The organism is Rubritalea marina DSM 17716 (genome assembly GCF_000378105.1).
GTDB lineage: Bacteria > Verrucomicrobiota > Verrucomicrobiia > Verrucomicrobiales > Akkermansiaceae > Rubritalea > Rubritalea marina.
The window spans coordinates 23112-36650 of record NZ_KB899259.1 but is presented as its reverse complement, the minus strand read 5'-3'; the positions used below and the strand labels follow the sequence as shown (position 1 = coordinate 36650).

Here is a 13539-nt window from a genome sequence, read left to right as displayed (position 1 = left end):
ATGAGGATGTTGCAGCCCTTGCCATCCCACTCAGAGAGAATCTAGCATCTATGCACTATGATAAGTAGAAGCAGTAAGTTAGTATGGTGTGTTTTGATTTTGATTCAGCCCGTTTTTCTATGTCAGGCTGTATCGGCCGATCTTGCAGCTCCGGTGAAGGCGACTGCTGTGACCTCTCCTCGCGATGGCGATAGGAATGTAGCATTGAATGCTAGCCCTGATACTCAGCGCTATCCTCGTGCAAGCTCTAACAGCGAATTCAATCGCCTTCCATTTTTTGCTGCGATGTGCGCCATCAATGGCAAGCTCGAGTCAAAAGGCCATGGAGGAGCCTTTCCTTCATGGGGGCCACACAAGAGGTCTGATTTGTGGTTCCGAATCGATTTTGGCAAGGAGGTCGAGATCGATAAGGTGGTGATTTACGTCCGAGCCGAGTTCACACCTTATACAAAGGGGAACCATGATAGTTATTGGAAGTCTGGTACGATCGAGTTTTCTGACGGCACAGAAATTCCCTACACATTGAGTCGGACTGCGGATGGGCAGCAGATACAATTTTCCAAACGTAAAGTAGAGTGGATCAATATCACAGATTTGGTGCCAGCCAGAGACCTGTGGTGTGCGTTCACTGAAGTCCAGGTTTGGGGGCGTTGATTCGCATTTGGAACAAATAAGCCCAACAGCATTGACGCTGTTGGGCTGTATCAATAGCTGGCAGTAGAAGCCTATGGCTTGGGTACTTTTTCTGTGATGTCTTTGGCACCCTCGGGGATGTAGACTCGCTCAATCCCTGATGGGAGTTCATTCTTTCGCTGACGGACCATCATTTCTTCAGGTGGGCGTTTGGCGTCCATCCCTGGGAGTTTTCCTTCACGTAGCTCCATGCTGGTATCGATGGACGCTACTTGAGTGGCGTATAGCTCTTCTAAAGCCTTGGGTTGTACTGGGCCAATCTCCGACACAAGCTCTTCCGAGTTTAGCATGAGTTTTAGTGTTGGAGTTTCTTGGATATTGAAGCGATTAAGTGCCATATCCGTGACTTCACCGGGCTTACCAATATCAAAGCTTAGTACGGCTGAGACATCTTCGTGGGTCTTGGCTAATTCTGAGAGCCTGGTCTTCATCATCAGATTCGAAGGTACAGTAGAGTCGTAAAAGAAGAGAGTGATCAAGACGTTTGGTTCAACCAACCATTGGTCGAGTTCAGCCTCGGTCGCAGGGTGAATGTATCGCATACCTTGTCGCCTCTCCTTGAGGCTCACCATGTCAGTGACTGTGGAGGTGACTTCTCCTGCGAGTTCGGTGACTCGGTCACATGAGACCATGCTGAGGCTGCTAATTGCTGTTGCGGTGAGAAGGGAAATTGGTTTGCCGTTCCATTTCATGATGCATCGAACTTTATGTTCTTAGGTTGCAGCTGCAACATTAAAACCGAAAATAGAGAATTGTTGTGATCTCAATTACCCTTTAGCGTCATGGCTGTGGAGCCAATAAAGATTCGAGGTGCGCGGCAGCACAATTTGAAGAACCTAGATCTTCAAATCCCAAAAAACAAGCTGGTTGTCATTACTGGGCCGAGTGGTTGTGGTAAGTCCAGTTTAGCCTTCCACACGCTATACGCTGAAGGGCAGCGCCGTTATGTGGAGAGTCTCTCTGCATACGCTAGGCAGTTTTTAGAGAAACTAGAGAAACCAGACCTTGAAGGCATCGAGGGGCTAAGCCCAGCGATAGCAATCGATCAAAAAGCGGGAAGTGGGAATCCGCGCTCAACGGTCGCAACCGCAACAGAGATTTACGATTACCTCCGTGTGTTATACGCGGCCGTGGGGGTGCCACATGACCCAGCCACTGGCGAGCGTCTCGAGAAAATGACTTCGGCTGATGTTGTTAGTCGTCTGGCCTCTTTACCAGAGCGTAGTAAAGTGATTCTTTTGGCTCCTGTTGATTTAAGTGACGTGCATGACCCCGCTCAGGTCATGGGGGACATCCACCGTCAAGGCTTTGTGAGGGTGCGGCTCAATGGAGAGATTCTTGATGCTCAAGAGGCGGAATCGGCATGGCCAGATAGGGTAGAATCTTTTGAAGTGGTTGTCGATCGGCTGGGTGTCCGTGATGGTGTGGAAAGTCGCATCGCCGATAGCGTGGAAACTTGCCTGAGAGTTTGTGGCCAAGAAGCTCAAGCATTAGTGCAAGGCCCAGGCGACGAGGGATGGGAGTTGCTGAGCTTTTCGACCAGTTACCGCAATGCTAAGACTGGGTTTGAACTCGGTAGCCTGAGCCCCCAAGATTTCTCATTCAATTCTCACAAAGGTGCTTGTGAAGCGTGTCATGGATTAGGCACAAAGGTGCATTGTGATCCTGCCTTGATTGTACCAGATCCGATGAAGAGCCTAAACGATGGCGCTGTTCAAGTGTGGGGAGGGACAAAGAAAAAGAAGGGATGGATGGAGAAGCAAGTGGATGCTGTCGCAAACCACTTCGGTGTGGATCGTTCAAAAAGCTTTGGGCATTTATCTGAGGATTTCAAGGATGCCCTCTTTTACGGCATGCCGGGTGAAAAGATCCAACTTGTTTGGGAACGAGACGGCGAAACTATGCCATGGAGTAAAGAATTCGAAGGGCTTTGCCGTACGGTTGAGCGGCTTTATTCGGAGACGACTAGTGATGGAGTAAAGAGAAGCATGGGCCGCTATATGACCAGCCAAGCCTGCGATGTGTGTGCTGGTAAGCGCCTCAAAGCGCAAATTCTATCTGTGAAATTGGAGGGCCATGCCACGAGCTTGGGTATCCAAGAGTTGTGTTCTCTTCCAGTTGATGAAGCATTAGTGTGGATTGAAGCGATTCGCCTACCCGAGGACAAATTGGATGTTGGACAAGGGCTCGTAGGTGAGGTGCGAGAGCGACTAGGTTTTCTAAATGAAGTGGGCTTGGGTTATCTATCGCTGGATCGCAAAAGTGGGACCCTGAGTGGCGGGGAAGCTCAGCGGATTCGCTTGGCTACTCAGATTGGTGCGGGCCTCTCAGGGGTGATCTATGTTTTGGATGAACCTAGCATTGGCCTCCACCAAGATGATAATGCACGCCTCATCAAAGCTCTAAAGCGCCTGCGTGATATAGGCAATACCGTCGTGGTGGTGGAGCATGATGAAGAAACGATACGAGCTGCAGATTGGGTGATCGATATGGGGCCGGTTGCCGGAGCTCAGGGGGGATACCTTGTGGCTCAAGGGACGCCGTCAGATATTGCTAGAGAAACCACTTCGGCCACTGGCAAATGGTTGAGCACCCCGCCTATAGCGCTTTCACAGGGTCGCAGGCACGACATGGGTGAATTGATCGTGCTTGGAGCGCGTGAACACAACTTAGCCAGCATTGATGTTGTGTTTCCTCTCGGGCAGATCGTCTGTGTTACAGGCCCATCGGGTAGTGGTAAATCGACCCTCACCAATACGATTCTGAAGCGCGCGCTTGCACGGCACTTCCACGGTGCAAAGGCCGCGCCAGGTACGCATGATGCTATTGAAGGGATGGAGCAGCTCGACCGCGTGATCGTGGTCGATCAAAGCCCACTCGGACGCAGCCCTCGATCGAATCCCGCGACTTACACCGGCGCGCTAGATCACGTTCGCGCACTTTTCGCAAAACTCCCGCTTTCACGGCAGCGCGGCTACAAGGCTGGTCGCTTTAGTTTCAATGTGCGTGGCGGACGCTGCGAAAAATGCCAAGGCGATGGGGAAATCAAGATCGACATGCATTTTCTTAGCGACGTCTACGTGCCGTGCGATTCCTGCCAGGGGCAGCGCTTCAACCGCGAAACATTAGAGGTTACCTACAAGGGCAAGAACATGGCTGAAGTCCTGGAAATGAGTGCCGAAGAGGCGCACGCTTTTTTCGCCGCTGTGCCTAAGTTAGAAGCCATACTCCGCTCGCTGTGCGATGTTGGTCTTGGTTATATGCAGCTGGGACAAGCGGCCAATACCCTCAGTGGGGGGGAGGCGCAGCGGGTCAAACTCGCTACTGAGCTTGCCAAACGTAGCCCTGGGCACGCCCTCTATCTGTTGGATGAACCCACCACTGGGTTGCATTTCGGCGATGTTCAGGTCCTGATGGGAGTTTTAGAAAAACTGCGCGATGAGGGGAATTCTCTCATTGTGGTCGAACACAACCTCGACGTGATTCGTGCTGCCGATTGGGTGATCGATCTCGGCCCTGGAGGAGGCAAGCACGGTGGGCAGCTTGTCGCGGCTACAACGCCGGCTGAGTTGATTCGAGAGTCTGAATCTCTCACTGGCGCAAGCTTAGTGAGAAGTGGTACTGACTGACGGTTATTGATTCAACCGTGGAGCACTGAAGCCTTGCTCTCGGATTCGCTTCAGTCGCTTTTGTAACTGCTCTACTTTTTCTGGATGTTCGGAGGCAATGTTCTGCATCTGTGAGAGATCTTTCTTGAGGTTGTATAGCTCTATCGCCTGCTCATCATCTTTTGGGTAGGAGCGTTTGGCTTCCCAAGTCGGGGGGCATTTTGAATGGTAGCCGGATTGACTCTCAATGAGAACCCAATCGCCTTGGCGCATTGCAAAGGCTCGGTCGAAGGTGTTGTGGACGTGCTCTGTGCGGATGATTTGATTTGGGTCGCTGAGCACAGCTGATTGGTCGTAGGAATCTTCGGCGGCGTTGTGATTGGGGAGCTGGAAATCAATGACCTTGGCCAAGGTAGCCATGAGATCAATCTGAGACACCAAGCTATCGCTCACGCTCCCTGCGGGGGTGACTCCAGGGTAGCGGATGATAAACGGCACGCGATGCCCCCCTTCGTAGATGTCGCGCTTCAACCCGCGCAGAGGATAGGCAGACCAATGCCCCAATTTTTCGTCGCGTTTGTAAGCGTAGGACTCGGGTCCATTATCTGCGGAGAAAATGACGATGGTGTCATCGGTGATCTTTAGCCGATCCAGAGTGGCCAGGAGCTTGCCCACTGAGTCATCGGTTTCTACGACAAAGTCACCATACGGGCCGGCTTCCGATTTGCCATCAAATGCGTCATTGGGGATGATGGGGGCGTGTGGTGAGGGGAAAGCAAAATAGAGGAAGAATGGCTTCTCTTGTGTTGTTTGTTCCTCCATCCATGCGATCGCTTTTTGGGTGGTGACGGGAATGTTTTCATAGGGGTCCCATCCTGTGACCATGGGGCCTTTTCGGCACTCCCAATTGCCTTCTTTGATGGGTTTGAATGTTTTGGTGTCCAGCATGGTATCTGGCACCTCGGTCACGCGATCGTTTTCAATCCAAGTGTAGGGTGGGAAGTTGATCACGGTGTCACCAAAGTAATAATCAAAACCATGGGCAAGTGGGCCGTCAGGAATGTTCTTTGACCAATCGTAGGAACTGAAGTGGTGGCCTTTCTTTCTCTGTTCTTGTTTTGTGAGTTCTTTAACTCCCGGCTTGCGGATCGACTTCCAGTCCCAGCCAAGGTGCCACTTGCCCACAGCTGCGGTGGTGTATCCTTTCGCTTGGAACATCTCGGGCATGGTGAGTCGCTCAGGCTTGAACACGGATGCCCCCATGGCACCTACAATGTCGTGGAAATCTCTCCAATGGTGGCGCCCTGTGAGTAAGGCATAGCGTGATGGCGTGCAGATGCCAGAGGATGAATGGCCATCGGTAAAGCGCATCCCACCAGCTGCGAGCTTGTCGAGGTGGGGGGTGGGGATTTTGCTGTCTTCATTGTAGCACCCGAGGTCTCCATATCCGAGGTCGTCCGCATAGATGATCAAGACGTTTGGTGTCTTGGCCGCTAGGCTTGCTGCCATGGTGAAGAGGCCAATGGCTGATAGAAAAAGAGTACGAGATGGCATCCTTAAGAGCTAGGGAATCTACTCAGGCTGTCAATCTTCAAGTCCTGCAGGGCAGGAGCACAAAAAAAGGAGTAGAGGGCGCATAGCCTCTCTACTCCTCTGAAAATACGGACCTGCGAGCCTCGGCTCAGTTAGGGGCTATGGTTCCCAGCGCTCGATTTTGTCATTGAGCCACTTGATCCAAGCTGGGTGGGTGTTGAGGCAAGGGATGAGCTCAAATTCCTCGCCGCCATGTTCGAGGAACTCTTCTTTACCCTCCATCGCAATTTCCTCAAGAGTTTCGAGGCAGTCGGTGATGAAGGCCGGGCAAATGACTTTGAGCTTCTTCACACCTTCTTTGGCAAGGCGTTCGATTTCAAAGTCGGTGTATGGTTCAAGCCAAGGATCTTTGAGGAGGCGTGATTGGAAGGAAATAGTCACGTCATCATGTTTGAGGCCAGCCTTGGCAATGAGTGCGTAGGCGGTAGCGTAACACTGATGACTATAGCAAGTGTGGTGCGCTGGGTGCGGAGTAGTGCAGCAATCTTTGGTTTTTAGGCAATGATCGTGTGACGGGTCAGACTTCTGCACGTGACGTTGAGGGATGCCGTGGAAGGACATCATGAGGTGTGCTCCTGAGCCTTCGTAGCTTGGGCGGATGGATTCCCAGAGCGCATCGATGTAGGCTGGGTCTTTATAGAACGGCTGCACCAAAACGGTGTTGATTCCGCCCATTCCTTGCTCGCGCAGTTGGTTCATTAGCTCGACGACGGCAGTTTCGTAGCTCGACATCGCGTATTGTGGGTACAGTGGGATGATGAGCAGATCGTCGATTCCATCCTTCTTCATCTCTGCGACGATGTCTGGAGTGGAGGGATTGCCATAGCGCATCCCGAGGTAGACCGGAATGTCGGTATTGTCCTGAACAAGCTTTTGTTGCTTCTGACTGGTGACGATCAGTGGGGAGCCTTCCTCAGTCCATACCTTGCTGTAGGCTTCTGCTGAATCTTTGGGGCGCTTGGGTAGGATGACAAGTTTTAGAAGAAGCTTGCGAACCACTGGATTGATGTCGAGAACGCGTTCATCTGAAAGGAACTGGTCGAGATAGGTGCGCACGTCCTCTACATCTGTAGAGTCAGGTGAGCCGAGGTTGAGGAGAATGACGCCTTTTTTTGCCATGATCAAAAACTGTGTGAGTTGGGTGTGGGTACGTGACTAAAGAGATTGATTTATCTTTTCGGTGAGGGAAATCCCCTCGAGCAAGCGGTCCGGTAACGCGATGCCATTGCGGTAGCTTCCCGCCAAATAAAGTCCAGGGTGCTCGCGTTCGCAATCGATAATTTGTTGGGCCACGATTCCATAGTCAGTGTGTAGCTGCGGGATCGCTTTGCTAGTGTGGTGAATATGGCAGAAGCTCGGCTTCCCATCAACACCTAACAATCTACGTAGTTCATCTAAAATGTTGGCGCGCAGCGTCGGTTCAGGGAGCTCACAGAGCTCAGGGCGGCGCACGCCTCCAATCATCACATTGATGGCGACGTGACCTTCGGGAGCTCGGCCGGGAAAGAGCGAAGAAGTGAAGAGGGCACCGAGCATTTTTGACTTTTGTTCAAAGGTGCTGAGCATGCCAAAGCCGTCGAGAGGATGCTTGATTTGTTCGCGTTTGAAGCCGAGTAACATGCTGGTGACTGGCGCGTGATCAATCGAGGGGAGTTTGCTTAGTGACTCGAGGACTTCCTCATCCAGGGGGATATCGTTCAAGTGGTGTGACGCTTGTGTGAGGATCACGGCGTCAAAGCTGCCTTGGCCAATCGTGCCATTTGGGCACTTCCAGTCCATATGCCAGCGCTTGTTATTGCGGTTTTGGGAAATGCCGCCGATCTTCGCTTCAAAAATGAGTGTCCCTTCATCGAGGGCGGCTGCCATTGCCTGGGGCAGAGCCTCCATACCTTGCTTGAAGGAAACAATGCGGCGTTTCTGTAGCTTATGTTTCGATTTGAAGCTATTCTTCTGGTCTTTTTTTGAGCGAATCATTCCCCAGATGAGCGAGCCGTAGTCTTGCTCGAGCTGAAACAATTTCGGGAATGCGTGCTCTACAGCAAGACGCTTTGGGTCACCGGCGTAGATTCCGCTGATGAATGGGTTCACGAGCTTGGCGACCGGCTCAGGACCTAGTCGCCGCTCCATGAAATCAGCAAGAGTCTCCTTGCTATTTGCTGGGTGGCGCTTCACCCAGGGCTCTTTGAGGAGACGAAGCTTTGCTTTGAGGCTGAATATCGGAGAGCCCAGTAATTGGAATGGGCCGTTGGGTAGGGCTTGCAGTCTGTCGCGGTCGATGATGAAGCGCTTCTTGGACGCCGTGTTGGCCTCGAGTATCTCGTCATCTAGGCCAATGGATTTGAGCAACGCTTCGATGCGCTTGTCCCCAATCATGAGGCTATTAGGCCCCCATTCGCAGAGATAATCATCTTCCCTGATTGTTTGGATCACGCCACCAGCGCGCTTGCTGGATTCAAATACCACGACGCTGTGGCCAGCCTGCTGCAAATGGTAGGCAGTGCTGAGGCCGGATACGCCGGCCCCTATAATGGCAATATGTTTTCTCATTCACTCTCTCTACTCCACGCAGCATGCAATTTGTGATGAGGAATCGCCAAGATAAAAACACCTAGTATCTCGGCTTTCTATCACATCGACACATTTGGTTTGCATAGAAAGTCTGATCTGCGCCTACCTGACGATTGTGCTAGTACATATATATTAGTTTGTTGTTGGCGATTAAGTGTAGTTATTTTTACGGGTAGCTTTAATAGCTGGTGTCTTGCTATGTTGTTGATTCTGCAATGATTGCAGAAATGAACAAACCTATTAAAAAATTATTCTATGAAAAATATCCTACACGGAAAGTCGACTCGATCTACTGCTCTAGTCGCCTTAACCTCACTTACCTTGCTAGGCTCAGCGAATGCTGCAGTGATCTTTTCGGAAGACTTCGAAGCTACACCAACAACAACCGCAGGTCTTGATGCGCTTGGAGCCACTTATGGTGGAACCAGATACATCTTCGGACTTGTTGGTACCGACTTTGTATCTTCTGGAGGCGTTTTCACTCTGGACGTATTGACTGAGAATGGGGCATATTCCAATGGGATTAACAATGTGGACAGCGGTGGTGCCGGCGTCGGGATAGGTGGCCGATTTTATGCTTCTATGGGAAGAGCTCAAACGACAGCTGTGGATACCACACAGAGCTTTATGACCGGCACTGACTATTCTCTTAGCTTTCTTCATTACAGAGCGTCCAATTCTCCAACCGGAGGCCGTGCAGTTACAGCTGAGATTTTTGATGACAATGGAGTTTTGGCCACAGCTACATTTGCGGCTGTTGATATCAATACATCTGCAGAGACTCGTGTCCTCAATTATACTGCAACAGGCGCGGAGCTCGGTAATATTCAGATACGATTTACCGCTGATGATGTTGCTCAATCCAATGATAACTTCTACTCCACGGCTATCGACAATATCTCGCTCACAGCAACAGCTGTTCCCGAGCCGGCTTCTACCGCATTGCTCGGTCTTGGTGGCTTGGCATTCTTGATGCGTCGCCGCAAGCAATAATTTAGCAATCGATTGATCCAAGTAAGGTGCTCTACTATTGTAGTGCACCTTTTTTTGTGGCGAATTTTTGCTGTATTGCATGAGGAGTACAAAAAAGGGATCACATGTTACTGTGATCCCTTTTGGTGAAAATGGTGCGCAATAATGGATTTGAACCATCGACCTCTGCCATGTCAAGGCATTGCTCTACCACTGAGCTAATCGCGCTTTTTGATGCTTGCTAGTCTAGCTGTGCTTCGACTGCTGCGGGCGGAAACTAGTAAGCATCCGCTCGCGGTGCAAGCATTTTTTTGTTCTGTGACTTAGATTTCGATCGCTTTGACTGAGAGGACTCCGGCAGCGTTGCTGAGTGAGCTGATGACGGACTCAGAGGCTGGGGAGTCGAGCTCGATAACACTGAGGGCATTGCCTTCAGACTTGTTGCGAGCAAGCGAGAGGTTGGCAATGTTGAGTTCTTCTTCAGCGAGCTTGGAGCCAACGAGGCCAACGATGCCTGGGCGGTCGTCGTTCTTCACGATGAGGAAGTTTCCTGCGATGTTGGTGTCGACGTAGAGTTTGTCGATTTCGACGATGCGTGGCGACTTGCCGATGATGGTGCCTGCGAGACGGAACTTTTCGTCGCCCTTCTTGAGTTCTACCACGATGAGCTCAGCGTATTCAGTGCTTGCATTGATGGTGGATTCTACGAGTTCGAGGCCGAGCTCCTTGGCAATGGCTGGGCAGTTGACGATGTTGACGTCTTCGCGTGCTGCAGCGAGGAATCCGTGAAGTACGGTACGTGACACGAGCGGTGTGTCTTTGTCTGCTACGGCGCCGTGGTAGGAAACGCGGATGGAGTCTGGATTGCTAGGTCCGAGCTTTGCCACGAATTTACCAAGTGATTTGGCAAGTCCAAGGTAATCGCCGATGTCTTCAAGTGCTGCGGCATCGAGTGATGGCATGTTGATCGCATTGCGGATTTCCCCAGAGGTGAGGAAGTCGCGAAGTTGCTCAGCCACTTGGATGCCTACGTTTTCTTGTGCTTCGTTGGTTGAAGCTCCGAGGTGCGGGGTGAAGGCCGTGTGCTTAGGAAGCTTGAAAAGAATGTGGTCTGCAGATGGTGGTTCGTCTTCGAATACGTCGAGTCCGCAACCAGCGATATGGCCAGACTCGATCGCAGCGAGGAGTGCTGGCTCGTCAATGAGGCCGCCGCGTGCGCAGTTCACCACGATCGCACCTTTGTTCATGAGAGCGAGGCGCTCAGCATTGATGATGTGCTTGGTGTCCGGAGTCATTGGGACGTGGAGCGTCACGAAGTCGGCTCCGGTGAGCGCTGCTTCTGGAGAGTCAGCGAGTTCGACCTTGAGTTGTTCAGCGCGAGCTGCAGTGAGGAATGGGTCAAAGGCTGCAACGGTCATGCCGAATGCTTGAGCGCGCTTGACGAATTCTGTGCCGATGCGGCCCATGCCGATGACGGCGAGGCGCTTTTGGTAGATTTCGATACCTTTGAATGCCTTGCGAGCTGCAGGGAAATCGCCAGCGAGGACACCAGCGTGGCCTGGGGCGATGTTGCGAGCAGCGGAGAGCATGAGAGTGAAGGCGAGTTCCGCAGTGGAAATGGTGTTGCCTGTCGGGGTGTTCATGACGATCACGCCGTGGTCAGTCGCGGCTTCGCGGTCCACGTTGTCGACACCCACACCAGCGCGGCCGATGACTTTGAGCTTGGTGGCTGCTTCGAGTACTTCGCGTGTGACTTTGGTCTGGGAGCGAATGATGAGTCCGTCGTAGTCGCCGATGATAGCGATGAGTTCTTCAGGCGTGAGGCCAGTGTTTACATCGACTTCGAGAGCTGGGTGCTGGCTGAGTGCCTCCACACCAATCTCAGAGATCGGATCAGATACGAGAATGCGCTTGGTTGACATGCGCTCACCACTAGTCTTTTCGTGGAAAATTGTCAAAGCTAGTGCTACATTTTCTATGTATTATTTTTATTGAAGAGTGATTTTTTGTAAAATGGCTATGAAATACTAACATTCAAAGGCTCTGCGATTATTTAGGATGCGTTAAATGAATGGTCTATTTGCTGGGCTTGCATCTTGTCTGGTTGGGTGGTGGCGCGACTTCCATGTTGGTGCCGTTTGGTTTGGTGGACTTGATGGGCTGCTTGAACCCGAGACTTGACCCAGCGAGGAACTATGAAAGACTCTGGCGCAATCGAATTCACAGATAAGTTATGAATCCATATGAAAATAACCGCCGTCCATACTCTTCGATAGTAGTGGATGGTGATGATCGCGCCGCTAGTCGTGCAATGCTTTACGCAGTAGGTTTTGAAGAAGCAGATTTTAAGAAGCCACAGGTGGCAATCGCTTCCCTCTGGAGTGAAGTGACTCCATGCAACATCCACCTCGATAAGCTTTCCGAAAAAGCAGCAGAAGGTGCCAATGCGGCGGGCGGCAAATCGCTCACCTTTGGCTCCATCACTGTGTCAGATGGTATCTCAATGGGTACGGAGGGAATGAAGTACTCCCTTGTGTCACGTGAGGTGATTGCTGACTCTATTGAGACTGCAGTCGGTGCGGAGGGCATGGATGGCTTGGTAGCTGTTGGTGGCTGTGACAAGAACATGCCAGGCTGTATGATGGCGATTGCACGCCTCGATCGTCCGGCTGTGTTCATTTATGGCGGTACGATTCTACCGGGCTGCGCTTCGGTAAAGGGGGAGAAAAAGGACCTCGATGTGGTTTCTGTTTTCGAAGCTGTAGGCAAGCATGCGAGTGGCGAGTTTAATGATGAAGAGCTTCAAACTGTGGAGAGCTGTGCGATCCCGGGTGCGGGTTCTTGCGGTGGTATGTATACGGCAAATACGATGGCGAGTGCTATCGAGGCGCTTGGGATGTCCCTGCCAAATAGCTCCGCTCAGGCAGCGGTGGGTGACGACAAGCTGATCGACTGCTTCGATGCAGGTGCAGCGGTGGTCAATATGATTGATAAGGGGATTCGCCCAAGTGACATCATGACGCGCAAAGCATTTGAAAATGCAATCACTGTGGTGATTGCTCTCGGTGGTTCTACCAACGCGGTACTCCACCTTCTAGCGATGGCTCACGCTGCGAACGTGGAGCTCTCGATTGATGACTTTACTGAAATCGGCAAGCGTGTGCCTGTGGTGGCTGATCTCAAGCCATCAGGTAAGTATGTGATGGCCGATCTCGTACGTATTGGCGGCACGGTGCCACTCATGCGCACCCTACTCGAAGCCGGCCTTTTACACGGTGATGTGATGACGGTGACTGGCAAGACGATGGCGGAGAACCTGAAGAACTCTAAGCTCTACTATCCGGAAGATCAAAAGATCATCCTTCCGCTTGATCAACCTAAGAAGAAGGACTCACACCTCCGCATTCTATACGGGAACCTCGCGTCTGAAGGTTCGGTAGCGAAGATCTCTGGGAACGAGGGCTTGAGCTTCACTGGTTCGGCTCGTTGTTTTGACTCTGAAGAAGAATCAATGAAGGCAATTCTCGCTGGTGAGATCAAGCCAGGTGATGTGATCGTGGTGCGCCGTGAGGGACCTAAAGGAGGTCCGGGAATGCGCGAAATGCTTGGGCCTACCGCTGCGGTCATGGGACGTGGTCTTGGTGATAGCGTGGCACTCATCACTGACGGTCGCTTCTCTGGTGGCTCCCACGGATTCGTGGTGGGTCACATCACGCCGGAAGCACACGTGGGTGGTACGATTGGTCTCCTTAAGGATGGCGATACCATCACCATCGACGCCGAAAATAATGAGATTAATGTAGACCTCAGTGAAGAGGAACTGGCCGAGCGTAAGGCGGCTTGGGTGCAGCCGGAACCACGCTACCGTCGCGGGATTCTCGCGAAGTTTGCGAAGCTCACTGAATCTGCTTCTAAGGGGGCGGTGACAGACGCTGGACTCTAGGCAGATAGTCTAAGGTTCTAGCGCGGTCTAGAACCACATTTTTAACAGATCAAAGCACAGCTCATAGGAGCTGTGCTTTTTTTGTATTATCTAGATGAACAGAGGGTGATTTTTTCACTCCTATGATTTGATGATTTATGAAAGTGGGGTGATAGAGGTATA

At 51.6% G+C, this 13539-nt stretch carries 9 protein-coding genes and 1 tRNA gene; 4 read left to right on the top strand and 6 right to left on the bottom strand.

Going from position 1 to position 13539, the window contains the following annotated elements:
* Window positions 1-57 precede the first annotated feature (57 nt).
* Window positions 58-654 carry a hypothetical protein gene (locus F454_RS0110520; protein ID WP_205619029.1) on the top strand — a complete coding sequence of 199 codons (597 nt, stop codon included), beginning with the start codon at window positions 58-60 and terminating at the stop codon, window positions 652-654.
* A 71-nt stretch (window positions 655-725) separates the two neighbouring features.
* Here F454_RS0110520 and F454_RS0110515 read toward each other — a convergent pair whose 3' ends face one another.
* Window positions 726-1385: a thioredoxin family protein gene (locus F454_RS0110515; protein ID WP_018970620.1), complete on the bottom strand. Its 660-nt coding sequence runs from the start codon at window positions 1383-1385 to the stop codon at window positions 726-728.
* Window positions 1386-1475: 90 nt separating this feature from the next.
* Here F454_RS0110515 and uvrA point away from each other — a divergent pair, with 90 nt between their 5' ends.
* Window positions 1476-4322, top strand: coding sequence for an excinuclease ABC subunit UvrA (uvrA, locus tag F454_RS0110510; RefSeq protein ID WP_018970619.1), 2847 nt, complete (start codon window positions 1476-1478; stop codon window positions 4320-4322).
* Between the two features lie 3 nt (window positions 4323-4325).
* Here the strand turns inward: uvrA and F454_RS0110505 are convergent, their stop codons facing one another.
* The 3 genes from F454_RS0110505 to hemG form a co-directional block, all read right to left on the bottom strand.
* Entirely contained in the window at window positions 4326-5810 is a 1485-nt protein-coding gene (locus F454_RS0110505; protein WP_205619028.1) for a sulfatase family protein, read from the bottom strand.
* Window positions 5811-5993: 183 nt separating this feature from the next.
* Window positions 5994-7013 carry a ferrochelatase gene (gene hemH / locus F454_RS0110500; protein ID WP_018970617.1) on the bottom strand — a complete coding sequence of 340 codons (1020 nt, stop codon included), beginning with the start codon at window positions 7011-7013 and terminating at the stop codon, window positions 5994-5996.
* Window positions 7014-7049: 36 nt separating this feature from the next.
* Window positions 7050-8441 carry a protoporphyrinogen oxidase gene (gene hemG / locus F454_RS14915; RefSeq protein WP_018970616.1) on the bottom strand — a complete coding sequence of 464 codons (1392 nt, stop codon included), beginning with the start codon at window positions 8439-8441 and terminating at the stop codon, window positions 7050-7052.
* Between the two features lie 276 nt (window positions 8442-8717).
* Here hemG and F454_RS16615 point away from each other — a divergent pair, with 276 nt between their 5' ends.
* Window positions 8718-9455: a PEP-CTERM sorting domain-containing protein gene (locus F454_RS16615; RefSeq protein ID WP_018970615.1), complete on the top strand. Its 738-nt coding sequence runs from the start codon at window positions 8718-8720 to the stop codon at window positions 9453-9455.
* Between the two features lie 132 nt (window positions 9456-9587).
* On the opposite strand, the gene F454_RS0110485 is transcribed toward F454_RS16615, so the two are convergent.
* Together F454_RS0110485 and serA are read right to left on the bottom strand one after the other, a co-directional pair.
* Window positions 9588-9662: transfer RNA gene (locus tag F454_RS0110485), tRNA-Val, on the bottom strand.
* 95 nt (window positions 9663-9757) lie between these two features.
* Entirely contained in the window at window positions 9758-11356 is a 1599-nt protein-coding gene (gene serA, locus F454_RS0110480; RefSeq protein ID WP_018970614.1) for a phosphoglycerate dehydrogenase, read from the bottom strand.
* Window positions 11357-11667: 311 nt separating this feature from the next.
* Between serA and ilvD the strand changes: the two genes are divergently transcribed.
* Window positions 11668-13377: a dihydroxy-acid dehydratase gene (ilvD, locus tag F454_RS0110475; protein WP_018970613.1), complete on the top strand. Its 1710-nt coding sequence runs from the start codon at window positions 11668-11670 to the stop codon at window positions 13375-13377.
* Window positions 13378-13539 lie beyond the last annotated feature (162 nt).